The following is a 23757-nucleotide window of genomic DNA, read 5'->3' as shown; positions in this document are numbered from 1 at the left end:
GATTGTCGAAAAACCTCGTCGTAAATTATTACGTAAATAGTGTAGCCGCTATCACGTGTGAAAATCCTGAATAACCATTTCTTAAATCGCTTTTGTCATGGGCCTCGCAATTGTTAACACGATCTGTGCATTAGGTACTGCTGCATCCACTGATGTAAAACAGCGGAGAAGTATTCTGATCGTCAACAGAATGGCGGTTATTCCCGCTATCCTCGCTTTTGTACTTGCTCCATTCCTGTTTTATGTTTCCGGGATCAGCCAGATGCTTTACATGCCGGTAGCCGAAGGATTACTGATGCTGTTAATTCCGCTGTTGAACAGACAGGGATATTACTTTGCAGCTGCCACCGGTATGGTGGCTATTCATTGCGGCAGCACGTTTTATTTTGGGTCCATCATGGGGGAGTTGGCATCGGTTGAGTTTATCGCGGTGTACCTGTTTTTGATGGCTTTTCTGATTTATAAAGACAGCATAAAAAGAATCATCATGCTGAGTATGATTATTCTGACGCTGGTGGTATTGAAGCTTAATTATCTGTTCCCCTTCGTAAAAACGTTGCCTTTTCCTAAGGAAAGCATCCTGGTGGCGCGGGTAGCTATCCAGTGTGCAGTGGTTTTTTTGGTAGGATATACGATTTCTTTTTATGTGAGAATTGCAGATGAGCGGTTATCTGCTGAAGAAGGGAAACTGGCCTTGCAGGCCAAGCAGATAGAGCGTCTGAAGGAAACGAAGACCGAGATCCTGCGAAACACAAAAGTGGCGGCACATGAAATAAGAAACTACCTGTCCAACGTAACGTGTTTCTCAGAGAAATTCAGCCGGCTGGGACAAAGAGCCACTTCCAGTGTGCCGGTCAACAAGGGGGAGATATATGGTATGAAGGTTTGCGGAGATGTGATCAAAGATATTGTGGATGCCATGTTGTGCAAAGACTTGTCGACACCGTGCATTGACAGAAATACGACTTCTGTGTTTTGTTGGAAAGACTGGGCCGAAGATATTCTATGCATGTATATGCTGACGGCAGAAGGGATGAAAAAAACATTGTTCTACAAAATCGCTCCCTCGGATTTTAAAATTATCAGGGCCAACAGGTATCTTCTAACGAAAGTATTCTCCAATAGCATCATCAATGCGTTGAAGTATTGCCGGAAGCAGGTACATGTGGAAGTCTGTCTTTCCAATGCACATGTGTTGACGCTGATTGTGGCCAATGATGGAGCCGGACTGAGTGCCGAAGTCCGCAAGAGAATTGAGACCGGCTTTGCGGAAGACCTGGCAGAAGTGAAGGGTAGTAATGGTTTTGGTATCCCAACGGTGATCAGTGCTGTCCGGCAGTTGGGCGGAAAATTGTCAGTGGACGAAACAAAAAAATGGGCAACTGTGTTTAAATATCAGGTCCCGACGGAGCTGGTGGAAGAAGCCCCGGAAACGACGTTTGAAGATGAAGTGGCCGAACCGACGGCAGATCAGCTGCAAGATCTTAAAATTCTGCTGGTGGAAGATGATTTCCTGAGTACATCCCCATTCAGAAGCTGGGCGCGCACAAGGCGCTTTACCCTTTGGTTGACAGATAATCCGTCTGAAGCAAAAGAGATTATCCAATACGAGCGGCCTGATATTGTTTTTCTGGATGCGCATATAGCTGACATATCCATGGAGGAAATGCTTCGTCAGATCAGGACAACAGATGCCGCCATCCCGGTGGTGGTGATATCCGGAGACGCAGCCGTGGCTGAAAGAGCACGGGCGAAAGAAGCCGATATTTCAGCGGTATTACTGAAACCATTTACAGAAAATGAATTTTTAAAAGCAATTAAACCCATCTGCCCGCAAGAAACAGGAATCTGATCCAGAGGATGGAAAAACAATTGTTCCCCAAGAACCCCAAAGTATCCCATTCCGACAGTGCATGTCCCGTTTCCCCCGGTGAAGGGGCTATTTTCTGATTTGAAAACGCTTGTAGAAAGACGGCAGTAGCGGCCTATCCCCGTTTGCTTATCACTGCAGATGACGACTGCTGCCATTTTGCCGGCGAAATATTTATTTTGTGATATACAGCATTGTCAATGGATGACCTGAAAATTCCACCGCTTTACTGTCCTTTTCATCCTTTCATCAGTAACCATTTCCCGGCTGTCCGCAAACACACGGATTCATGGATTGCCAGCTATCAACTGCTTTCCAAAGAAGAATACGAAAGGTATGACAAGGATAATTTCGCTGCGATGACCTGTCGGTTTTATGAAGGGAGCGCAGAGAGGCTGGGCATTGCCAATGACCTCCTCACTTTGTTTTTCCGGCTGGATGATCTGGCGGATCATGCTGATAAGGGAGTATCCGATTTTTTCCTGAGAGAATTCCTGGTGGTGCTACATGACGGACATTATTACGGCAATGTACCTTTCTTCCGGGCATTGGGAGATGTGTGGGGGCGGTTTGTAAAACACAGCGCTGTATCTCTACAACAGCGGATTACAGCGGATATACGCTCTCTTTTCAACGGGATAGCCTGGGAACGACGGAATGCGGAAGCCAGCCGCTGGCCTACGCTGGATGAATATTTCAAGATGCGCCCCGCGGCCGGAGGCGCTGCGCTGGCCGGCACGCTGGTGCGGTTCGTGAGTAACCTCAAGCTACCGGCTAAATTTCTGGATAGCAGGGAGTACATGGTGTTGAATACCCTGTGCGGCCGTCTGGGCTGCCTGGCAAATGATATCCTCAGCGTAAAAAAAGAACTGGCCCATCAGGATTATCACAACCTCATCGTGCTGCTACAGCAGCTGTTCGACCTCTCTTTGCAGGAAGCCATTAATCAGGCTGTGGTACTGCATAATCAGCATATGGAGCTTTTTTCCCGCAGCATTGCCGGCGTTTCGCGACGGGAGTGGGGCCCTGCGGTGCAACAATATATCGACGGGCTGATAGGCATTGTCCGGGGAAATCTGGACTGGAGCCTGAACGACTCGGAGCGCTATGGCTATCACGACATTAATACGGATGGTTATGTGGTAGACGATGCGGATGATATCCTGGAGAAATTAAATATTGGAGAAGGAGAATAGTGTTGTTGGTAACATGGAAAATAACCGATAGGCGACCATGTTATTATAAACAGAAAAACCGCGCCAGGCGCGGTTTTTAGTATCTTTTGGTGGAGGATAGCGGGCTCGAACCGCTCACCTCAAACATGCCATGCTTGCGCTCTACCAGATGAGCTAATCCCCCATATTTTCCCTTTCGGGAATGCAAAAATAGATAATTTTCCGAATCCGCCAACTTTTTACACAAAATCTTTAAAAATTCCTTCTACGGTCTCTTTCAGTTCCTTTAGCAGCAAGGGTTTGCGGAGTAATTTGATCACAAGCGGATTGGCATTGGTGCGGGTGATATCGCCATAATCAAGGGAGGAAGATACCATCACGATATGACACTGCGACTTGATTTTCTGAGGGTAGGTGTCAAAAGCCTGCAGGAATTCAAAGCCGTCCATTTCAGGCATCTGGATGTCCAGCAGAATAATGGTAGGGGGAATTTTAGGCAGGGCAATATTGGATGATAAAAACTCCAGTGCTTTGTTGGCATTGGCGAATGAAATCACCGTTCTGCTGATTTGTTGAAACGTTATCAACTTCTCATGCAGCAATAAATCAATCTCATTGTCATCAATCAATATGACGCGCAGGTCAGGTATCGAATTCATTTCTGTTCGGGATGGTAATTTCAAATTGAGTGCCTTCGCCGTATTTGGACTCTACATTAATTGTACCGCCAATTTTGCTGAGGGCTTCTTTTACAATGTATAAGCCTATGCCACTTCCTGGTTTGTTATTGTTCTTGGAGCGGAAGAACATTTTAAAGATGTTGTTCAGATGCTCGCTCAGGATGCCGATACCATTGTCCCGGATGCAGATGGTGGCCTTATGCGGTTCCACTTTTACCGACAAATTGACCATCGGTTCAGGTTCTTCCGGTTTTTGGTACTTAACAGCGTTGGAAATAAGATTGTTTAAAATAACGCTGATCCGGAATGTATCTCCGCGGAACTCGGCTACCTGGTCTACCTGGGTGTGGAAGCGGATGGCAGTGTTCTGTGGCTGAAAGGCCGTGATACAATCATTCAACAGGGTGTTGAAGTCAATCTTCTCATATTCTATCTCCAGCCGCGAATTACGGTAATATTCGATGATTTTCTGGATAAATCCGTCCAGCTTCAGTACACAGGATTCCACCATGTTCATATAGCCGTTGGGGTCTACCACGGAATTGTCGAGCCGCGACAGGTTAATAATGCCCAGTACAGACATCAACGGGGAACGAAGGTCGTGGGAGGTAGAGTAGATGAACCGGTTCAGCTCATCATTGGTTTTCTCCAGTTCTACGATCTTTTCCTTCAGCTGCTTGCGTGTATGATAGATCTCATAGGCATTGTTGATCGTTTTATGCAGCTCATTTTCATCCCAGGGTTTTTTGATATAGGAAAAGATATGCCCCTTGTTGATCGCATCAATGATATCCTCCACATCGGTATAACCGGTCAGCAAAATGCGCATAGGGTCCGGAAGGGTGTCTTTGATTTCGTTAAAGAACTCCACCCCGGTAGAAACAGGCATTTTCTGGTCCGCTATGATGATATGGACCATAATCTCCTTCAGTAACTGTTTGCCTTCCTGCGCTGAGTTAGCGGTGTAAATCTCGTAACTTCTGCGAAAGCTGGCCTTGAAGGCGTTCAGATTATGGATTTCATCATCGATATATAATATTCTAATGCGGTTTTCTTTCATTAAAGGGTGTTATGGTTAGGATTGATGAATCGTGACGTTGAGAGGTAAATATATAATAAATTCCGCTCCTTCCCCGGGGGTGGAATTTACAACGATTTTACCCCTGTGTTTCTCTATGATGCTGAATACGATAGAGAGCCCCAGGCCAGTTCCTTCCCCTACATCTTTGGTGGTAAAGAAAGGATCGAAGATCTTCTGTTGCACCGCTTCGGACATGCCAATGCCGGTATCTTTGATCCGGATAATGATAAACTGGTCTTCGTGGCTGGTGGTGATCGTAATAGACTCGTTGTGCTGCTCTTTTTTGCTTTTGATCGCATTCAGGGCATTGGAGAAGATATTCATGAACACCTGGTTGATTTTACCGGCGTAACATTCAATTTTGGGCAGCTCCGAGTAATGTTTAATGATGCTCACATTGGGTGGAATACCATTGCGCAGCAGTACCAGCGTGGAGTCGAGACCTTCGTGGATATCGATGGACTTCACATCGCTTTCATCGAGGCGGCTGAAAGTCCGCAACCCTTTCACGATCTCCGCGGTACGGGCGGCACCGTCTTCAATGCCTTTGATCAGGGAGGAAATTTCCTCATGAATATAGTCGATGTCTATCTCCCGCTTGAATTGTTCGATGGATTTCAGCTCATTCTGTATATCGGTTTTGCCGGCCAGCGCACCGTAGCGGTTGAGCAGCTCCTGGAGGTCGGCAATATCCAGCTTCAGGGGTTTGATATTGGAGGTGACGAAGTTGATCGGATTGTTGATCTCATGGGCAATACCGGCGGTCAGCTGACCAAGGGATGCCATTTTTTCTTTTTCGACCAACCGTGTCTGTGTGTCTTTCAGGTCGGTAAGGGCCACGTTGAGGTCCCGGTTACTGTTTTGCAGTTCTTCGGTGCGTTCCTGTACTTTAGCTTCCAGGATGATATTTTGTTCCCTTACCAGTTGCTCGTTCTCTTTGGATATCTCCAGGGCAATGGCCAGTGAGGCTTCTTTTTCGGCTTTAAAAGTGTTGATTTTATCTGCCAGGGCGAAGGACAGGAGGATGACTTCTATCGCTGACCCGATCACAATAATGTGGCTGGTAAAGATATTATAGGGGATGATGCCTACATCTTTCAATACGAAACAGATAATGGCGAGAATGAACACCGTCCACGCCAGTACGAATATCTTCGCGGTGCGGGAGTGTTTGACGGCCTGCATGATGGCAAACAGCAGGATAAAGCTCACACCGGTAATGGCAAGGAAATCGATCAGCGCATAGGCGATGGAGAAGTATCCCAGCAACGACAGTACGATGGTACTGGAATAAACGATCACAAACAGGGTCATGATCCGGTAGGCCCAGGGGGCTTTCTCCCGTACATGCAGGAAGCTCTGCACAAACACCAGTACCGAGATGCCCGACAAGGCGCCGGCCCACAGTACACTCTGCTCGGTGACGTAGAGGTTTTCGTGCCAGAAGAAACGGTATCCGAAGCCGTGCAGGCAAATCTGCGCCAATCCCACACAGGCGATATAGATGATATAGTAAAAATAACTCCAGTCTTTTACGGAAAAGAAAATGAAGGTATTGTAGAATATCATAACGAGGATAATGCCGATATAGATAGAGAGCAGCAGGTCGTCGTTATATAGTTTGCTGTATATTTCTCTGGCCGTACCAATGTACACCGGTACCAGGATGGCTTCCCGGCTCTGTATACGCAGGTAGAAGGTACTGGAAGACCCGGTAGGAATACTGACGTTATACACGAAATTCTGGTGTACGACCGGTCTTTTTTTGAAAGGCCGCAGTTCCCCTCCGGGAATCACTTCGTAGCCGTCAGGACCAGGGTAGTAGAGGTCTATCAGGTCGAGGATCGGATAGGTGATGTTGAACATCAGTTCCGGCAGCTGAGTGTTGTTCTTTACGGTAAAACGAAGCCAGATGGCATCTTTGGTGAGACCGAAATTGGGAATCTGTTTCTGCAACTTCTGAAAGCCGGGGGAATCTTCCACGTCCGCAAAAGTGAGATTGCCGGCCGGGTCCAGCAGGTATTCCAACTGGCCATATTCAGCCAGTTGAATAGGATAGTTGCGGGAGATGCTGATAGTATCTGCCCAAACGGGTACCCAGCGAACTGTTACTAACAGCAACAGACATACGAATTTGTAAAATGCCGGTCTGATCAGAAGTCGCATAGCTTATTTCGGATCATTTATCGTGATTAAAAATCTGTTCAAAGTCTACGTAATAACGGCCGGAGGCAATCTCCCTGTTCAGCCCCATTTCCCGGCACACATGGGCGATGGAGGCGCCTCCCAGCATCACGGCCGAAGCCAGTTGCGGCCAGGTAGTAATGGTTTTGCCTATCTCTGCGAGAGAGGCCTGCATTTTGGTTGACATAGCGTTGAAATTAACGATACGGTCTACCAGCTGCATCCTCTCCGGTCCCTGCATGCTTCTGATCTGGGCGGCGGTGATGTCTTCCGGTATCCGTCCATGCAATATAGGTAAATCAGGCTGTAGATCAAACCGCTCTACATCCACCATGCCCCGGTCACTGGTATCCATCACTACCGGGATATGCATGGCTTTGGCCCGCTGGCGGGCCAGGACCTTGATATCCAGCCCGTCGCATTCTTCTACGAGAATGTCGAGTTGCCCTCCGTCTGTCAGGAAAGCGTCTATATTATCATCCGAAATACCATTATCATAACAATGGACCGTCAAAAATGGATCAATTTCGGCAATTTCCCGGGCTACCAGTACTGTTTTGAGGATGCCCACATTATGTACCCCCGTCCGGATGCGGTTCATGTTGCTCAGGTCCAGCTTGTCGAAGTCGGCTATACGAAGTTCTCCGCATAGTCTTTCAATGGCCAGCGCCAGGGCAACGGACTGTCCTACGGAAAGGCCGATGATTCCTATTTTTTTGGTTTGCAGCGTTTTTCTCTCTGCTTCTGTGATCTTATGCTGATTGCGACTGGTGCGCAGATGTATGAATTCGGCTTCGTCAAGAATATGCACCACGTAGCCCGACCAGGGGTAGTAGACCCATACGCCATATGCGGCCGGAGGCGTGTTGCCCAGATGAGCGGCTACCTTTTCGGCAATGGCAGCATCGGACAATCTTTCTGTGGGATGTTGAAGGCGGATAAGTTCTGCCAGCTGGGGCTGTATTTCGTCGAAGACCCGGATACCGGGTTGTTGGGCGAGCAACTGGGTGAGGGCGTCCAGCTGTGCGGGGTCCTTTAACCTGAAAAACTTTACGTCCCTTTCTAATGATCTCTGTTGGCTCGTTGCTATCGCATCTACTAGTACGTTGTTCATCGTTAAGTTATTTATTGCTACCGGGATATCGGCAGGTCGCTCGTTGCTGCCGACATGATCCTCAGGTCGTAGTCAACCTGCATTTCTCCCTTAGGCCCTTTTTCTACAATCGTTTGCACCGGATTGTTGCGTAAACTCATCATTCTTTCCCGGTCTTCCGGATGAGCGCTCTTCAGCTCCAGGGGGTCGTTCAGTATGAGCGCGGTAGCGATCAGGTCTTCCTTGGGGTAGTAAAAAGTGCCCTGATTACCGATATTGGTCATAATCTGATACCCGGTACGGATACTGTTACGGAAAGTCGTCTGTGCACAAAAGCCTAAAAACGTACTGACAGGTAATTGGTTCAGTACGGCATTTACTACCCTGAAAAGGACAATACTGCCAATACCCCAACCAGCCACCTCACGCGAATTCCATAATCCGCAAAATTCACCGGTGCCGCCGCCAACGGCTAATTCCTTTACAATATCGTATATCCTGGAATCCATATTGTTGATGGCACTTTCAATGGGGAGCGGAACACTGCCGCCGGCCAACTGTATCCGGCAGCCTCCGTATGTTTTTGTATAATCATCATTGCTCACGGTAATAATGTAAGTATAAGGCTCGTACATCCAGTCTACATTTGCGGAGGTAACTTTTGTGACACCATAAGCTTCCAGCACTTTCCGATGTCCTGCAATATATTGCAAACACTCTTCGGGATATTCGATTGCCTTAAATACTCTTACCTTGAGCATGTATGGGAATGCTTTAAAATTTTTTTTAGTTTAGTTTGCCAGGGTCGGGTGGCTTTTAAAAAAATATACGCAGTTTTATTATAAGCATTGTCAGCAAAAAAGCTACCGCTTTCCTACTACGCTGTTACAATGGCGGGTGTACACAGCATAGTATTGTTGGCCATTATAGCATGGGATTGCATCTCTATCTCCGCAGTTAGCATCTCCCGGGATAAATAGTTCCATTTTTGTTGAAAAAGATTAAAAAGCTCTACATCTTCACATGAAGGTAATGGTAAAATAGTATTATTTCCAGAATAATCCATAAAGAATGTCCCGTTTTTTGAATAAATACTAATTACTTAAGATGTGGTGCACTGGTAGTCAACAGTATAAGTATCTGTAAATATTTTACTGGTGAAAATACCTGCATTCATTGGTGTAAATTTTGCTGCGAAGAATTCCCTTTACCGTTAGATTTGTATCTCTTATTGCTATAAACAAATTTCAATTCTTCTAATATGAACAAGAGAGAATTCATAAAGCTGACCAGCCTCGCTGGCGTAGCTGCACTCAGCGGCCCACTCAGCAGTCTGGCCGTGCCCGTTACTTCTGCGAAAACCAGCTCCGACGACCCAAAGGCCCCGTTTGTGGTGCCGCCACTGACTTATGCTTATGATGCCCTGGAACCCTACATCGACAAGATGACGATGGAACTGCATCATGACAAACACCACGGCGCCTACGTGAAAAATCTCAACGACGCTATCAATGGCACCCCCTTCGCTACCTTGTCGCTGGAAGAAATACTGCATAAAGTAACCGATAAAGACAAAGCTATCCGTAACAACGGCGGTGGACACTACAATCACTCCCTGTTCTGGACACTGCTGTCTCCTAAAAAAACAACTCCTTCCGAAAAGCTGAAAGCGGCCATCAACAAAGATTTTGGCTCCTTTGAAAAATTCCGGGAGAAATTCAATGATGCGGGTAAGACACAGTTTGGCTCCGGCTGGGCATGGCTGATCGCCGGCCCTGGCAAAAAACTGTCCGTGATCAATACACCGAATCAGGACAACCCGCTCATGCATAATATCGTGAAGGAAAAAGGTACGCCCATCCTCGCGCTCGATGTGTGGGAACATGCCTACTACCTGAAGTATCAGAACAAACGACCGGATTATATCAATGCTTTCTGGAACGTGGTGAACTGGGACGAGGTGGAAAAACGTTACAACAACGCGTAGTGCTCGCAAAGGCGCAAAGCAGCAAAGAGCGCAAAGTTATAAGCAACAAAGAAAGCAAAGGGGCGAAGATCAAATTTGATCTTCGCCCCTCTGCTTTCTTATTAAATTCAAGAATTCTTTGCGCTCTTTGCTGCTTTGCGCCTTTGCGTGATTATTTACGTTTCAAGAAAACAAACCCGTTCTTCTCTCCAATCACCTCCAGATTAGGATGATGAATGAATTCCCCGCTGTCGGTAATACGACAGATGAAGTAAGCAGGCTTGTCGATAGCGCCGTTCAGCAGCCAGTCGGTATTGGGATAGTTTTTATTGCTATGGGGCTGTTCCCGGGTGTAATAATGCTGGGCATAGCTGTGGTAGCCAAGTGCTTTTACATACACATCCTTGCCCTGAAGGGAAATAAAAAAGTCGATGGCAGCGCCCTGAGAGTACCGCTCCAGCTTGGGCACAAAATGCACCACTGTTACCGGAATGATCACCATGGTGCTTACAAACAGGCATACCAGGCCGTTGGTGATTTTTCGTTTGTACAGTAACACCGTGCTGATGATCACCAACAGCATATAGGCGATACCGTAGCCGGTTTCCGCGGCAGACCAGGATACCCCGGCCTGCAGGTTGGCGGCAGCAAACTTATCGCCGATATAGGGGATGATCATGTCTTTGTATACACCTACCAGCGGCAGCAGTGCAATGGCAATACCCAACAGGATGCCCACCACGCATACCAGGGCGATGTTCCAGCCACGCAGGCGCAGTTTGCCGGAAGACAGTTTATATACCTGGTACGCCGCCAGATAGGACAGCGGGAAATAACACAGGGAAGAATAATGCACGATCTTCGTTTTCACAATGGAAAACAGTATCAATACCACCCAGAATAATATCCACATCCACACTTTAAAATCCTTCTGCTCGGTAGCGGCGGGCTGACCATAGATCGTCTTTTTCCGGCCACGGATATACGAAAACAGGAAGATGCTCGCAGGGAAACAACCAATCAGGAGTACTACCCAGTGGTAGAAGAACGGGCCGCCATGGCCGGCATCTTCGGTGGTCAGCAATCTGATCTGGTAGGTCACAAACTCATTGACAAACCACCAGCCGTGGGCGATGATTTCATAGCCAAACCAAAGCAGCGTAGTGATGGACGCAAAAAGGGCGATGAGGCCCAGATGTGCCAGCCTGATACCAATACGGAATTTATTCCAGAGCCAGTACACTACCAGGGTAAGCATAGACACGAGGATGGCCACCGGTCCTTTGGTCAGCACCGCCAGTCCAAGGAAAAAACCGCTCAGCATGGCCATACGGTACGAGCGGTTGCTGTAGGCTATCCGGTAGGCGAAATAGATGGCGAGGAAAATAAAGTAGTTGAAAGTGGGGTCAATAATACCCGATTTGAAATAAAAGTGGGGAAGCCACGAGCCGGCATATACCAGCGCCCACCACATGCCCATTTTCTCATCTGCCAGTTTTTTACCGATAGCGAAAAGGGTCAGCAGGGTAGCGATACCGATGATTGCATTAGGGAGGCGGGCAGCGAAGTCATTCACACCAAAGAGCAGCATGCTGCCGGCTTGCATCCAGATGAACAGGGGCGGTTTTTCCCAGAAAGGCCGGAAGTCGATCTGGACCTGACTGTAGTTATGGCTTACAATCATCTCCCGGGCTGCTTCGGCAAAGTTTATCTCGTCCCAGTCAAAAAGGTGCACAGCCCCCAGAAATGGTATAAACAGCAGGGCTGCCACAAGGGCAATCAACAGGTATTTCATCATCACAGTTTATAAAAAATAGCGCACGACGGCTCTCAAAAAAGCAAAAAAGAAAAGGAGCAAAGTCCGCAAAGGTGCTGATCTTTGCGAACTTTGCTCCTTTGAAAAACGTTGGATTTACGCGGCGTTAGCGTTCATCACGGCTTCCGGACATACTTCCGGAGAAGTGGCGGAATCCCGAAATCTAAAGAACCCACATACAATAATAGTGCTCAGGGTCCCTACGATGCTGCCTACATATACGTCGGCAAAAAAGTGTTGTGCCAGATAAATGCGGGAATAGCCTGCTGTCAGTGCTAATACAATAAACAGCAATCCCAGCTTTTTATTGCGCAGCCAGACAGACAGGAAACTGAACATGGCAAAAGCTACCGCTGAGTGTCCGGAAGGAAAGCTGCAGCTGCTATGTACGGTTACCCATTTTACGGTATGTACCAGCGAAGCGGCTTCATCGCCAAAATAGCTGATGGGCCTTGGCGCATTAAAATAATGTTTAGCCACTTGTACTACCACGGCTGCCAGCAGAAATACTGCCAGACCGATGAAAAACACCCTGAACTTTTGCGTGAGCAGCATCAGCAACAGGATAAAGCCAAACATAATACCATCTCCGAGATAAGTGATCCCGGTAACTAACACATCTCCAAACGATGAGTGTTCTCCGTTGATGCCAAGAAATAACTCACGTTGACTGTAGGTTGCCAGCATTACTCCCCCTACTATGAGCCACAGTAGGAAGGGCAGAAAAAAATAAGCATTCTTTCTGAACAGTGTTAACAGTGTTTTCAATTCTGTAGGTTTTTAAATTGTAGGTTGCGTTTTAAACTTGTTACGTTTAAACTTTTGTAAGAACTTCTTTACTTTTTGATATATGCGAAAATAAAATTCTTTATTGAATAAGTTGGAATCGTTCATGGCTTTATAAATTAAAAAGCCGGCGATAGGCAACAATACGATGTTGGAGAGCCACATGCCCGACCAGGTGAACATCACTCCGCTGCGGGCCATCTTTTCCCCGATCATAAAGAAGATATTAAAGATCACGAAGAAGATCACGGCGAATACCAGCGGTGTACCCAGGCCACCTTTGCGGATGATGGAGCCCAGCGGAGCACCGATCAGGAACATCACCACACAGGCTGCTGCCAGGGTGAATTTACGTTGCCATTCCACTTTATGCATTAATATAACGCTGTGCTTGTCAGAATATTCTCTGGTAGGAGCCTCGAGGGAACTTAAAGTTTCGCGTACGCTCTGTTCGGCCCTGTCCAGCACATTACGGCGGCTCTTTTCAGGGACCACCTCTTCAAAATCCTTCACTTTCAGCGGCGGTGCAGTGGCGGCCCAGGCGGAGTCTTTCCAGCGGAAGAAAGGAAAACGCACGGTCACATATGCGTTAACGGTTTTGGCGAAAACTACCTGAGATTTCTGCAGGGAGTCGATCGCAAAATCCAGCTGTTTGATATTGAGCATCTGCTGGTTGGAGGCAAACAGATCGGTATTCAGGCGGTTAAATGCAAAGGAGCTCAGGTCAAACGCCTTGCTGTATTTCTTAAAGCTGAAACGGATCATGTCGCCCGGAACGGAATAACCCCGATTGCCTTTTTCCTCATATCTCCAGCCGTTTTCCAGGATGAAGTAGAGGAAACGTTTGTTGGCAGTGAGCACCATCTGGCCTTTTTCAGCGAGAATGATTTTATCGCCGCTGCCGCCACCGGTAGAATGATCGAAGATCATTACCTGATGGATGGTCTGGTTGTCTTTATCTTTCTGGGCTACCTTGATGGTATAGCCGGGAATATCGCGGTAAAACACGCCTGCCTTGATGTTGAAGGCGGGTTTGGAGTAAGTGATGTCGTAAAGCAATGATTTCGCCTGTAGGTTGGCCACGGGGATAACGTAGTTGGCAAACAGGAAAGCCAGGACCCCGATGATGCTGCACACCACCATGAGGGGACGGATAAAACGCAACAGGGAAATACCGGCCGATTTCAGGGCTACCAGCTCAAAGCTCTCTCCGAGGTTACCGAAGGTCATGATAGACGACAGCAGCACGGCCAGGGGGAGGGCCAGGGTAACCAATGTGGCGCTGGTATAGGCGATCAGTTGCACGATCACCATGGTGTCCAGCCCTTTTCCTACCAGGTCGTCCACATACTTCCAGAGGAACTGCATTACCAGTACAAAAAGCGTCACAAAGAAGGTCGCCACGAAGGGGCCCAGAAATGTTCTAATAATTAATTTATCGAGTTTCTTCACTGATAATGCCTGATTTTTTTCCCGCAAAGGAGCAAAGTAAGCAAAGGACGCTACAACAGAAAAACGCAAAGGTTTATACGAAAACCGGGCGAAAAGGACTCTTCTTGGCGTTCTTTGCTTACTTTGCTGCTTTGCGAGCGTAAAGGTAGCACGAATTCACAAAGGAGTGTTAAAGCATCCCTGAAAATACCGTTAAATTATATGGAAAATTTTTACCTGACACCAGAAGAGGCAGCTATTGTATTTACCCCCCGGGTGATGGAGCTGAAAAACAAGGCCATAGAAAAGGTGATGTTGTTAATGGGAAGCTTGCAGGAAGCGCTGGCAGCCTGGGATGCGGCGTCGGATTTCGCATTTGAACCGGAGTGGCTGCAGCAGGGCCCTAAAATCTCAAAAGGGGAGCAGTATAAATCATTGCCATGGGTCATCCTGGACTATCCACGGTATTTCAGTAAAACAGACGTGTTTGCCTTTCGCAGTATGTTCTGGTGGGGGCATTACTTTAGCTGCACCCTGCACCTGGCGGGAGCCGTCAAAAAGCGGTTTGAAGCATCACTGCTGGCGGCTTATGAGCCACTGGCGGCTGCCGGTTTTCAGGTGTATCTGCCGGAAGATCCCTGGGAGCATGATTTCGAAAATGGAAATTACCGGTCCATAGGTGATATGGGTTTAGAAGACTGGAAAAGGTTGGTTGGCCGGAAAAACTTTATTAAACTGGCGAAACCGTTTGCATTGGAACGCTGGGGAGAAATAATTACTGATATAGTGGAGGCTTATGCGACCCTACTCAATGAATTGACGGTGAAAAGGCCGTGATTAGTTTCCGATTCGATGGAACAGATCTTTTACCTGGGATTCCCAAAGCTGGCTCTGGTCTTTAATCTCTCTCTTTTCAGCGAAGTCTTTAACAACCAGAATGGTCATATTGGTGACTTCAGAAATTTGTATGCGGAACTCAAAATACTCTTCCCGGGGGGCATGGAGCCAATGGAATTTGATGAATTCATCTTCTTCCTGTTCCAGTATTTCGGCTTCTTCAGCGCTGCCATTCCAGGAAAAGGAAAAAACATTGTCCCTGAAATCTACCCTGTCTGCGAACCATTCCTGCAAACCGGCGGGGGTTGACAGGAATTCGTATAGGATACCGGGGGAGCACCTAACCGGGAATTCCAACTCGTAAAGCACTTTCTTAGACATCTCTCAAATAATTAGTAAATCAATATCATCTGGTTGCAATTATAGAAAATATTTTATTCTGTCAAAATAATTTACGGTTTTTTTTTAATTAATCCGAAGAATGTATGAACATCTTATAGAATTTACAAATATTATAAAATATTACTATTTGTAAGTGCATACTGACGGATGATTACAGCCGACACCGTATGGGTGGCGGATTCACAAGAAAATAATAAGCTCTTAAAGATCAATCGATTTTATTTGGAAATGATTTAAAAACGACAGATTTTTTTTGGTCGGCTTCTAAAAAAAGTTATTTTTGTCAGGCATTCATCAAATCTTAACTTTTTCTTAACCTGTAACTGTTCCGACTCTATGTCAATGCGCCAACTTAAAATCACTAAATCCATTACCAACAGGGAATCTCAGTCCCTGGAGAAGTACTTGCAGGAGATTGGGAAGGTGGATTTAATTACGCCGGAGGAAGAGGTCAATCTCGCCATCCGCATCAAGCAGGGCGATCAGAGAGCATTGGAAAAGCTGACGAAAGCTAACCTCCGCTTTGTGGTATCCGTTGCCAAACAGTATCAGAACCAGGGTCTGTCGCTCAGCGACCTGATCAACGAGGGCAACCTGGGGTTAATTAAAGCTGCTCAACGTTTTGATGAAACGCGCGGTTTTAAATTCATTTCCTACGCCGTATGGTGGATCCGTCAATCCATCCTGCAGGCACTGGCAGAACAGTCCAGGATCGTAAGGCTGCCCCTGAATAAAGTAGGGCTCAGCAACAAGATCAGCAAGGCCTACTCCCAGCTGGAACAGGAATTTGAAAGAGAGCCTTCTCCCGATGAACTGGCCACTATTCTCGAAATCAACACCGATGAAGTAGAAGCCACCCTCGGCGTAGCAGCCCGCCACGTGTCCATGGACGCACCGTTTATCGACGGGGAAGACAACTCCCTGCTGGACGTGCTCGAAAATCCAAACGCTGTCAGCGCTGATGAGGAACTGGACCATCATGATTCCCTGCGCCGGGAAATCGAAAGGTCCCTGTCTACCCTCACAGACCGCCAGAAAGATGTGATCATGCTGTACTTCGGCATTGCCGTAGAACATCCCATGTCCCTCGAAGATATCGGGGAAAAATTCGGCCTCACCCGCGAAAGGGTCCGTCAGATTAAAGACAAGGCCATCACTAAGCTCAGGACCACCTCCAGAAGCAAACTGCTCCGGAACTACCTGGGATAGACATTACCTGCGAATCAGAATTGTTGGAAATAAACGCTTTGGCGGAGACAGGAGCTGAAACAGCTCCCTGTCTCCGCTATTTTTTTACTCCCCGTCCCCGGCGCAGCACCCCTCCGCTCCGGCACACCATCCCAATAATCTTGGGGATCCCAAGATTATTGGGATATTCTCACCCGAAAACAATAATTTTGCTGTCCGTTTAAAATATCAACAATGTTTGAATCATTATCAGAGAGATTAGATTCCGCGTTTAAGCAGCTTAAAGGGGAAGGCCGTATTTCGGAAATCAATATTGCCACCACCATTAAGGAAATCCGCCGCGCACTGGTGGATGCGGACGTGAACTACAAAATAGCCAAGGAATTTACTGATAAAGTAAAGGATAAAGCCATGGGAGAAAAGGTGCTGACCGCCATCTCTCCCGGACAGCTCATGGTAAAGATCGTCAAAGACGAACTGGCCGAGCTGATGGGCGGCACCGAATCCGAAATTGATATCAAAACAACCCCCTCCGTTATACTCATCGCTGGTTTGCAGGGTTCCGGTAAAACCACCTTCTCCGGTAAACTGGCCAACTTCCTCAAATCCAAAAAGGCGAAGAAACCCCTGCTGGTAGCAGCGGACATTTACCGCCCGGCGGCGATCGACCAGCTGAAAGTGCTGGGCGAACAGATCGGCGTGGAAGTGTATAGCGAGCCTGAAAATAAAAATGCCGTGCAGATCGCGGAAAACGCGGTCAAACACGCCAAAGCCAATGGCAATAATATCATCATCATCGATACCGCCGGCCGTCTGGCCGTGGACGAGGTGATGATGACCGAGGTGGCCAACGTGAAAAATGCCGTGAAGCCACAGGAAGTGCTGTTCGTGGTAGACTCCATGACCGGCCAGGACGCGGTCAACACCGCCAAAGCGTTTAACGACCGCCTCGACTTTACCGGCGTGGTGCTCACCAAACTGGACGGTGATACCCGCGGGGGTGCGGCCCTGACCATTCGTTATACCGTTACCAAGCCGATCAAGTTCGTGAGCATGGGCGAAAAGATGGACACCCTCGACGTGTTCTATCCTGAGCGTATGGCCCAGCGTATCCTCGGCATGGGTGACATCACCACCCTCGTGGAACGTGCCCAGGCACAGTTCAACGAGGAGCAGGCCAAGAAACTGGAGAAAAAAATCCGCCAGAACCAGTTCGACTTTGACGATTTCCGCGAACAGCTCCAGCAGATCAAAAAAATGGGTAACCTGAAAGATCTGATGGGCATGATCCCCGGGGTAGGCAAAGCAGTAAAAGACCTCGATATCAGCGATGACGCCTTCAAAGGCATCGAAGCCATGATCAACTCCATGACCCCCGACGAACGTGGCAATCCCGATATTATCGACGGTAGCCGCCGTAAGCGTATCGCCAAAGGTGCCGGTAAAAACATCCAGGACGTGAACCAGTTCATGAAACAATTTGAACAAATGCGCCAGATGATGAAGATGATGAACAAATTTGGCGCTGGTGGTAAGGGTTTGAGAGGATTGGTTAAATAAAAAATGCTGCCGCGCAAACTTTTTTTTGCAAATACCAATTAGAAAGTTACATTTGCATCCCTAATTAAACAATATTTCCTAACTCGCAAAAAATAACTCGACTTATTTATGCCAGTAAAAATCAGACTGCAGAGACATGGCGCTAAGAAGAGGCCTTTCTATTTTATCGTAGTGGCTGACGCTCGCGCTCCAAGAGATGGTAAATTCATCCAAAAAATCGGTACTTACAATCCATTAACAGTTCCGGCTTCTATCAACATCGATACTGAAAAAGCATTGCGTTGGTTGCAGAAAGGCGCTCAGCCTACCGACACTGTTAGACGGATCCTGTCTTTCAAAGGTGTATTGTATTTGAAACACCTGTTAAGAGGTGTTACCCTGAACCTGTTCGACGAGCCTACTGCTTACCAGAAATTTGCACAATGGCAAGCTGAACACGAACAGAAAGTTTCTGCCCGTCGTGACGGTCACAGAAAAGCAAGAGTTGCTGCTCCAATCGTTAGAAAGGTAGAAGACACTCCTGCAGCTCCATCCGCACCAGCAGAAGGAGAAGGTACAGAAGCATAAAACGGCGACGTTTTAACAATACCTGAAAAAGGAAATGTTTGCATTCGCAAATATTTCCTTTTTTAATTTCATAGCAGGACTCTCTCAATACGATGAATAATTATTTCAGTATAGGAAAACTGGTGTCTGCGCATGGATTACAGGGCGAATTGCTGGTGCGTCACAGCCTCGGCAAAAGATCGTCCCTCAAAGGCGTAACCGCTATTTTCCTGGAAGAAAGGAAAAACAGCTTTATCCCTTATTTCCTGCAACAGGTGACAGTTAAAGACGCCGAGCACGTATATGTCCGTCTCGAAGGTATCGACTCCAAGGAGGCAGCGCAAAAGTTGCTCCCCGGGCAGATATACCTTCAGGAAGAAGACTTTAAGGCACAAACCGCTTCTTCTTCGCCGCTGGCCCTGCTGGGCTTTGCTGTGGAAGATGCCCATCACGGACCGCTGGGAACAGTGGAAGAGGTGATCGAAATGCCGATGCAGGTGCTGGTAAAAGTGCAGATCAACGGGAAGGAAGCCCTGCTGCCGGTCAACGAGCAGTCGCTCGTGAAAGTAGACCATAAAAAGCAGGTGGTGCATCTGGACCTGCCGGAGGGGCTCGTGGAATTATACACAAATATTTAGCAGCCGTACCCGTAGGGCGGCCAAAGTCATATCACTTATGCGGATAGATATCATTACAGTACTGCCGGAGCTACTTGAAAGCCCATTGTCCCATTCTATTATGAAGCGGGCACAGGCGAAGGGGATGCTGGAAGTACATGTACACCCGTTAAGGGCCTATTCCAATCTGAAGCACAATCAGGTCGACGATTATCAGTTTGGCGGCGGGGCCGGCATGGTCATGATGCTGGAGCCGATCGTCAACGCGATTGAGTCGTTGCAGGCCAAGGTAAAGTATGATGAGATCATCTACCTGACACCGGACGGAGAGACGCTGAACCAGCAGATGGCCAACCAGCTGTCGCTCAAAGGCAACTTATTGATGCTGTGTGGTCACTACAAAGGCATTGACCAGCGTATCCGCGACCATTTCATTACCAGGGAGATCTCCATCGGCGATTACGTGTTGTCGGGCGGTGAGCTGGGCGCTGCGGTGCTCGTGGATGCCATCGGGCGGTTACTGCCGGGCGTGCTGAACGATGAAACCAGCGCTTTGTTTGACTCCTTCCAGGATAATCTGCTGGCGCCGCCGGTGTATACCCGGCCGGTAGACTTCCGTGGATGGAAAGTACCGGACGTGTTGCTGAGCGGCGATCATAAAAAAATTGAAGAATGGCGGCATCAGCAGGCGGTGGAAAGAACCCAGGCTCGCAGACCTGACTTATTGTAAATTAATCACTTAAAAATGACATAAATGGCAATGTCTGTGTTTTCCACAGGCGAGTCCGGAAAAAAGGTGGATAATCTCAACATTTATTCCTGATTTAATTTGGTAAATGCCATTTCTTGTTTTACTTTTGCACTCCCATAAATATTTGAAAGATGAACGCAATTTCGTTTGTTCACGAACAACTGACAGCTAAAAAACAGTACCCTAAGTTTAAAGCAGGCGACAACGTCACTGTCAATTATAAAATCGTGGAAGGTAATAAAGAAAGGATTCAGTCCTTTAAAGGTGATGTGGTGAAAATCCAGGGTACAGGGTTTACTGCGTCTTTCACTGTTAGAAAAATTTCTGACGGTATTGGTGTGGAAAGACTGTTCCCACTTTACTCTCCTCATATCGATGCTATCGTGTTGAACAAGGTAGGTAAAGTTAGAAGAGCGAAACTTTATTACCTGCGTGAACGTGCTGGTAAGAAAGCCCGTATCAAAGAAAAAAGGGTTTAGTATAAAATACAGGGAAATTAGTTACAGGCGGGACCGTATGGTTCCGCTTTTTTCGTGTTCTTAAAATGCTATTAAATCTCCGCTTTTAACAACCCCTACGGGTGAAAAAGCGGATTTTATAAGCTATCTTTGTTGACTATCGTAGATAACTTAAACAAACATTTGAGAAGATGACTGCTGTTTTTGTAAAACCATCATTTTTGATTCTCCAGGATATTGGCATGTCTGAACTGCTGTTGATTGCCGTTGTGGTATTACTGCTGTTCGGTGGCAAGAAAATCCCTGAGCTGATGAGGGGATTAGGTAAAGGTATCCGTGAGTTCAATGACGCCAAAAACAATGTGCGCCAGGAAATTGAAGAAGGTATGCGGGAAAAACCTGTACAACCTGCTACTACCGACACGAAGCCAACTGATGCTCAACACAACGCATAATCTGGCGTAGCACATACTGTTCCTGATTTTAATATTTTAACTGATTTAGCTTTGACTGAATTCAGCAGTATAACTTCTTTCCATAAAGCATTATACGCCGGCAGTACAAGCTGTACGGAGCAGGTACGTCTGTACCTTGACCGGATAGCGCAGTTAAAACATTTAAATGCCTTCCTGGAAGTATATGAGGAGGAAGCCCTGACAAGAGCGCAGGAGCTGGATGAACGGATAAAAAACGGTCAACCGGTAGGCGCACTGGCAGGAGTAGTGGTAGGTATTAAAGATGTGATCTGCTATAAAGGCCATCATGTAGGTGCCGCTTCCAGGATTCTGGAAGGGTTTACTTCGCTTTATTCCGCCACAGCCATTGAAAGGCTGCTGGCCGCTGATGCCATCATTATTGGTAATCTCAACTGCGATGAATTCGCAATGGGGTCTACCAATGAAAATTCGGCTTATGGCCCCACGCTGAATGCGTTGGACAATACCCGGGTTCCGGGTGGTTCGTCAGGGGGCTCTGCCGTAGCTGTACAGGCCGACCTTTGTCTGGTTAGTCTGGGTAGTGATACTGGCGGCTCTGTTCGCCAACCGGCGGACTTTTGCGGGATCATCGGTTTAAAACCAACCTACGGCCGCATCTCCCGTCATGGCCTGTTGGCATATGCCTCATCCTTTGATCAGATTGGCATTTTCGGCAAGGTAATTGCGGATGTGGCGGCGGTTCTGCAGGTGATCGCAGGACCGGATGAGTTTGATAGTACAGCAGCCCAGCGGGAAGTCCCTGATTACCAGCAAAACCTGTCACACAATAAAAGTTACAGATTTGCGTATTTAAGAGATGCCCAGTACCATGAAGGATTGGATGCTGAAATGAAGGATAGCTATATAGACCTCTTTGAAAGCCTGGTAGATGAAGGACATACCGTTACCGGTAAAGGTTTTGATTACCTGGATTATGTGGTCCCTACCTATTATGTGCTGACAACAGCAGAAGCATCCTCCAACCTGTCGCGTTATGACGGGGTCAGATTCGGGCACCGGACGAATGAGAAAAACCTTGATTTGATCGATTTTTACAAAAAAAACAGATCAGAAGGGTTTGGTAAAGAAGTAAAACGTCGTATATTACTCGGGACTTTTGTGCTGAGCGCAGGATATTACGACGCTTATTACACCAAAGCACAACAGGTCAGGAGATTAGTTACAGATAAGCTGAACGAGATACTGGAAGAATTCGACGCCATTTTAATGCCAACGGTGCCGTCGACAGCCTTTAAACTAGGAGAGAAAACAGAAGATCCAATTGCCATGTACCTGGCAGATATTTACACGGTACTGGCTAATCTGGCAGGGGTCCCGGCCATTTCAGTGCCATTGGGCCGGCATTCAAACGGAATGCCATACGGTGTACAGATCATCACAAAGAAGTTTGACGAAGCGGCCTTGTTACAAATTGCCCATCAACTGATGGCAACTGACAGGGCATCGATTGTTTAAAATAAATTGTATGAGAAAAATCTTTTTACTATTGCTGTTGCCAGCATTGAGTTTGGGAAGTGTTGAAGTAATGGGTAGCAACAGTGTACCTAAAGAGACGGCGTTATCATTGGTCTCGCCCGACACTACAGTGAAATTCCGCAAAGTACATTTGCCGAAAGACTCTGTAGCGCCTTCTCCCACCACTATGGCAGTAAGAAAAGCTGCCCAGAGCCTGCCTAATAACATTCGCAGCGCTAAAGTATACGAACAGATCAATAACAACCTGGTGGCCGGTTATGTAAATAACTACGCTACCCGGTACAGTCAGCATCTGCAAACCATGGTCGAAAGAGGTCAGCCTTATTTCTCCATGGTGGAAAAAATCTTCCGTGAGCATGGTATCCCGGAGGAGATGAAATATCTCGCTGTTATTGAATCCAGCTTTAATACCAATGCACGTTCCAGAGTAGGAGCCGTTGGCGCCTGGCAGTTTATGGCCGGTACCGCCCGCATCTTCGGCCTGAGCGTGGGTAAAAAAGTGGATGAACGTAAAGATTTCTACAAATCCACCCTGGCTGCCGCCCAGTACCTGAACAAGCTGTATGAACAGTTTGATGACTGGTTGCTGGTAGTAGCAGCTTACAACTGTGGCCCTGGCGGCGTATTGCGTGCTATGAAGGCCAGCGGTCGGGAAGATTTCTGGGGTATGCAGTATTTCCTGCCCGCAGAATCCCGTAACCACGTTTACAAATTTATTGCTACCGGTTATATCCTCGATCGATTCAACAACTTCTTCGGTGTGAGTGACGAACCCGGCATGCCTGTAGCGGACAATACCAGCGCTCCTGCTGCTGCCGCTGCAGTGTCAAGAGGTCCGCTGACAGAAGATGAAATCTACAGCAGTGTGGAAATCAACGTTACCGGTAAATACCGCCTCGAGGCTATCGCCAAAAAACTGGACATGCCTGTAGCAGAACTGGACCGTTATAATCCGGGTTTTGCCAAAGCGATGGCCAGCGCTGAAAATAACTACGACCTGCGCATCCCGAAAGAAAAAATGAAGCTGTTCATGGCTGAAAGAGACGAGATGCTGAAAGAGTCTGTACAAATGACACTGGACGATAAAGCGGTAGGTGTGGATAAATCCAAATTCCCGCCTCCGGCTAAAATGCCTGCTGAGAAAGCCACAACGGCCAAAAAAGCGACTACCGCCAGCAGCAAAAAACACAGCAGCACGAAAAAACATACCGCTGCCAAAAAACATACGACTAAAAAGAAGTCTACCCGCAAGAAGTAGTCATCTTCATAAAAGAAAATAAAAAACCCGTGTTGGTATCTCCAGCACGGGTTTTTTTATAGACTTCTTTTGTGTGGGATGCCGT

At 47.3% G+C, this 23757-nt stretch carries 22 protein-coding genes and 1 tRNA gene; 13 read left to right on the top strand and 10 right to left on the bottom strand.

Annotated features, from left to right (window positions below; translation table 11 throughout):
- Positions 1 to 97: 97 nt before the first annotated feature.
- Both ICL55_RS08015 and ICL55_RS08010 read left to right on the top strand, forming a co-directional pair.
- Positions 98 to 1852 carry an ATP-binding response regulator gene (locus ICL55_RS08015; protein ID WP_188095861.1) on the top strand — a complete coding sequence of 585 codons (1755 nt, stop codon included), beginning with the start codon at positions 98 to 100 and terminating at the stop codon, positions 1850 to 1852.
- Positions 1853 to 2070: 218 nt separating this feature from the next.
- Positions 2071 to 3066, top strand: coding sequence for a terpene synthase family protein (locus ICL55_RS08010; protein WP_188095859.1), 996 nt, complete (start codon positions 2071 to 2073; stop codon positions 3064 to 3066).
- Positions 3067 to 3153: 87 nt separating this feature from the next.
- Here ICL55_RS08010 and ICL55_RS08005 read toward each other — a convergent pair.
- The 6 genes from ICL55_RS08005 to ICL55_RS07980 form a co-directional block, all read right to left on the bottom strand.
- Positions 3154 to 3229, bottom strand: a tRNA-Ala gene (locus tag ICL55_RS08005).
- 55 nt (positions 3230 to 3284) lie between these two features.
- Positions 3285 to 3704 (bottom strand): response regulator, encoded by a 420-nt coding sequence (locus ICL55_RS08000; protein WP_078670208.1) that lies wholly within the window; start codon positions 3702 to 3704, stop codon positions 3285 to 3287.
- Positions 3688 to 4785: a sensor histidine kinase gene (locus ICL55_RS07995; protein WP_188095857.1), complete on the bottom strand. Its 1098-nt coding sequence runs from the start codon at positions 4783 to 4785 to the stop codon at positions 3688 to 3690. Before ICL55_RS07995 ends, ICL55_RS08000 begins: the two co-directional genes overlap by 17 nt.
- Before the next feature lie 15 nt (positions 4786 to 4800).
- A complete protein-coding gene (locus ICL55_RS35400; protein WP_188095855.1) occupies positions 4801 to 6972 on the bottom strand; it encodes a sensor histidine kinase in 2172 nt (723 codons plus the stop codon).
- A gap of 13 nt (positions 6973 to 6985) precedes the next feature.
- The gene (locus tag ICL55_RS07985; protein ID WP_188095853.1) at positions 6986 to 8104 is read right to left on the bottom strand and encodes a ThiF family adenylyltransferase; all 1119 of its coding nucleotides are present in this window, start codon (positions 8102 to 8104) and stop codon (positions 6986 to 6988) included.
- Positions 8105 to 8121: 17 nt separating this feature from the next.
- A complete protein-coding gene (locus tag ICL55_RS07980; protein WP_188095851.1) occupies positions 8122 to 8844 on the bottom strand; it encodes a hypothetical protein in 723 nt (240 codons plus the stop codon).
- 500 nt (positions 8845 to 9344) lie between these two features.
- Between ICL55_RS07980 and ICL55_RS07975 the strand changes: the two genes are divergently transcribed.
- Entirely contained in the window at positions 9345 to 10070 is a 726-nt protein-coding gene (locus ICL55_RS07975; RefSeq protein WP_188095849.1) for a superoxide dismutase, read from the top strand.
- Positions 10071 to 10221: 151 nt separating this feature from the next.
- Here the strand turns inward: ICL55_RS07975 and ICL55_RS07970 are convergent, their stop codons facing one another.
- The 3 genes from ICL55_RS07970 to ICL55_RS07960 all read right to left on the bottom strand — a co-directional run bounded on the left by ICL55_RS07970 (position 10222) and on the right by ICL55_RS07960 (position 14103).
- Complete coding sequence (locus ICL55_RS07970) at positions 10222 to 11844, bottom strand: ArnT family glycosyltransferase (RefSeq protein ID WP_223151388.1); 1623 nt, start codon at positions 11842 to 11844, stop codon at positions 10222 to 10224.
- A gap of 117 nt (positions 11845 to 11961) precedes the next feature.
- Entirely contained in the window at positions 11962 to 12633 is a 672-nt protein-coding gene (locus ICL55_RS07965) for a phosphatase PAP2 family protein (RefSeq protein WP_188095845.1), read from the bottom strand.
- A 12-nt stretch (positions 12634 to 12645) separates the two neighbouring features.
- Positions 12646 to 14103 carry an LptF/LptG family permease gene (locus tag ICL55_RS07960; protein ID WP_188095843.1) on the bottom strand — a complete coding sequence of 486 codons (1458 nt, stop codon included), beginning with the start codon at positions 14101 to 14103 and terminating at the stop codon, positions 12646 to 12648.
- A 201-nt stretch (positions 14104 to 14304) separates the two neighbouring features.
- On the opposite strand from ICL55_RS07960, the gene ICL55_RS07955 reads away from it, so the two are divergent.
- On the top strand, positions 14305 to 14919 hold the full coding sequence (locus ICL55_RS07955; RefSeq protein WP_188095841.1) for a hypothetical protein: 615 nt from the start codon (positions 14305 to 14307) through the stop codon (positions 14917 to 14919).
- On the opposite strand, the gene ICL55_RS07950 is transcribed toward ICL55_RS07955, so the two are convergent.
- Positions 14920 to 15300 carry an START-like domain-containing protein gene (locus ICL55_RS07950; RefSeq protein WP_169222820.1) on the bottom strand — a complete coding sequence of 127 codons (381 nt, stop codon included), beginning with the start codon at positions 15298 to 15300 and terminating at the stop codon, positions 14920 to 14922.
- Between the two features lie 363 nt (positions 15301 to 15663).
- Here ICL55_RS07950 and ICL55_RS07945 point away from each other — a divergent pair, with 363 nt between their 5' ends.
- The 9 genes from ICL55_RS07945 (at position 15664) to ICL55_RS07905 (ending at position 23672) form a co-directional block, all read left to right on the top strand.
- Positions 15664 to 16530 (top strand): sigma-70 family RNA polymerase sigma factor, encoded by an 867-nt coding sequence (locus ICL55_RS07945; protein WP_078670220.1) that lies wholly within the window; start codon positions 15664 to 15666, stop codon positions 16528 to 16530.
- A 213-nt stretch (positions 16531 to 16743) separates the two neighbouring features.
- Positions 16744 to 18069: a signal recognition particle protein gene (gene ffh, locus ICL55_RS07940; protein ID WP_188095839.1), complete on the top strand. Its 1326-nt coding sequence runs from the start codon at positions 16744 to 16746 to the stop codon at positions 18067 to 18069.
- A 108-nt stretch (positions 18070 to 18177) separates the two neighbouring features.
- Entirely contained in the window at positions 18178 to 18636 is a 459-nt protein-coding gene (gene rpsP, locus ICL55_RS35540; protein WP_078670222.1) for a 30S ribosomal protein S16, read from the top strand.
- Between the two features lie 92 nt (positions 18637 to 18728).
- Positions 18729 to 19253, top strand: coding sequence for a ribosome maturation factor RimM (gene rimM / locus ICL55_RS07930; RefSeq protein ID WP_188095837.1), 525 nt, complete (start codon positions 18729 to 18731; stop codon positions 19251 to 19253).
- A 37-nt stretch (positions 19254 to 19290) separates the two neighbouring features.
- A complete protein-coding gene (gene trmD, locus ICL55_RS07925) occupies positions 19291 to 19962 on the top strand; it encodes a tRNA (guanosine(37)-N1)-methyltransferase TrmD (RefSeq protein WP_188095834.1) in 672 nt (223 codons plus the stop codon).
- A 152-nt stretch (positions 19963 to 20114) separates the two neighbouring features.
- A complete protein-coding gene (gene rplS, locus ICL55_RS07920) occupies positions 20115 to 20462 on the top strand; it encodes a 50S ribosomal protein L19 (protein ID WP_078670224.1) in 348 nt (115 codons plus the stop codon).
- A 200-nt stretch (positions 20463 to 20662) separates the two neighbouring features.
- Positions 20663 to 20896, top strand: coding sequence for a Sec-independent protein translocase subunit TatA/TatB (locus tag ICL55_RS07915; protein ID WP_246496197.1), 234 nt, complete (start codon positions 20663 to 20665; stop codon positions 20894 to 20896).
- Between the two features lie 51 nt (positions 20897 to 20947).
- The gene (gene gatA / locus ICL55_RS07910; protein WP_188095832.1) at positions 20948 to 22393 is read left to right on the top strand and encodes an Asp-tRNA(Asn)/Glu-tRNA(Gln) amidotransferase subunit GatA; all 1446 of its coding nucleotides are present in this window, start codon (positions 20948 to 20950) and stop codon (positions 22391 to 22393) included.
- Between the two features lie 10 nt (positions 22394 to 22403).
- The gene (locus ICL55_RS07905; RefSeq protein WP_188095830.1) at positions 22404 to 23672 is read left to right on the top strand and encodes a lytic transglycosylase domain-containing protein; all 1269 of its coding nucleotides are present in this window, start codon (positions 22404 to 22406) and stop codon (positions 23670 to 23672) included.
- Positions 23673 to 23757: the final 85 nt, after the last annotated feature.

The sequence above is a fragment of the Chitinophaga varians genome (genome assembly GCF_014529945.1).
Lineage (GTDB): Bacteria > Bacteroidota > Bacteroidia > Chitinophagales > Chitinophagaceae > Chitinophaga > Chitinophaga varians.
This window is presented reverse-complemented; position numbering and strand designations above follow the sequence as displayed.

What these genes read in the sequence shown, in the direction of transcription:
- ICL55_RS08015 (WP_188095861.1), top strand. Translation starts at nt 98, where the DNA reads ATGGGCCTCGCAATTGTTAACACGATCTGTGCATTAGGTACTGCTGCA.
- ICL55_RS08010 (WP_188095859.1), top strand. Translation starts at nt 2,071, where the DNA reads ATGGATGACCTGAAAATTCCACCGCTTTACTGTCCTTTTCATCCTTTC.
- ICL55_RS08000 (WP_078670208.1), bottom strand. Translation starts at nt 3,704, where the DNA reads ATGAATTCGATACCTGACCTGCGCGTCATATTGATTGATGACAATGAG.
- ICL55_RS07995 (WP_188095857.1), bottom strand. Translation starts at nt 4,785, where the DNA reads ATGAAAGAAAACCGCATTAGAATATTATATATCGATGATGAAATCCAT.
- ICL55_RS35400 (WP_188095855.1), bottom strand. Translation starts at nt 6,972, where the DNA reads ATGCGACTTCTGATCAGACCGGCATTTTACAAATTCGTATGTCTGTTG.
- ICL55_RS07985 (WP_188095853.1), bottom strand. Translation starts at nt 8,104, where the DNA reads ATGAACAACGTACTAGTAGATGCGATAGCAACGAGCCAACAGAGATCA.
- ICL55_RS07980 (WP_188095851.1), bottom strand. Translation starts at nt 8,844, where the DNA reads ATGCTCAAGGTAAGAGTATTTAAGGCAATCGAATATCCCGAAGAGTGT.
- ICL55_RS07975 (WP_188095849.1), top strand. Translation starts at nt 9,345, where the DNA reads ATGAACAAGAGAGAATTCATAAAGCTGACCAGCCTCGCTGGCGTAGCT.
- ICL55_RS07970 (WP_223151388.1), bottom strand. Translation starts at nt 11,844, where the DNA reads ATGAAATACCTGTTGATTGCCCTTGTGGCAGCCCTGCTGTTTATACCA.
- ICL55_RS07955 (WP_188095841.1), top strand. Translation starts at nt 14,305, where the DNA reads ATGGAAAATTTTTACCTGACACCAGAAGAGGCAGCTATTGTATTTACC.
- ICL55_RS07950 (WP_169222820.1), bottom strand. Translation starts at nt 15,300, where the DNA reads ATGTCTAAGAAAGTGCTTTACGAGTTGGAATTCCCGGTTAGGTGCTCC.
- ICL55_RS07945 (WP_078670220.1), top strand. Translation starts at nt 15,664, where the DNA reads ATGCGCCAACTTAAAATCACTAAATCCATTACCAACAGGGAATCTCAG.
- ffh (WP_188095839.1), top strand. Translation starts at nt 16,744, where the DNA reads ATGTTTGAATCATTATCAGAGAGATTAGATTCCGCGTTTAAGCAGCTT.
- rpsP (WP_078670222.1), top strand. Translation starts at nt 18,178, where the DNA reads ATGCCAGTAAAAATCAGACTGCAGAGACATGGCGCTAAGAAGAGGCCT.
- rimM (WP_188095837.1), top strand. Translation starts at nt 18,729, where the DNA reads ATGAATAATTATTTCAGTATAGGAAAACTGGTGTCTGCGCATGGATTA.
- trmD (WP_188095834.1), top strand. Translation starts at nt 19,291, where the DNA reads ATGCGGATAGATATCATTACAGTACTGCCGGAGCTACTTGAAAGCCCA.
- rplS (WP_078670224.1), top strand. Translation starts at nt 20,115, where the DNA reads ATGAACGCAATTTCGTTTGTTCACGAACAACTGACAGCTAAAAAACAG.
- ICL55_RS07905 (WP_188095830.1), top strand. Translation starts at nt 22,404, where the DNA reads ATGAGAAAAATCTTTTTACTATTGCTGTTGCCAGCATTGAGTTTGGGA.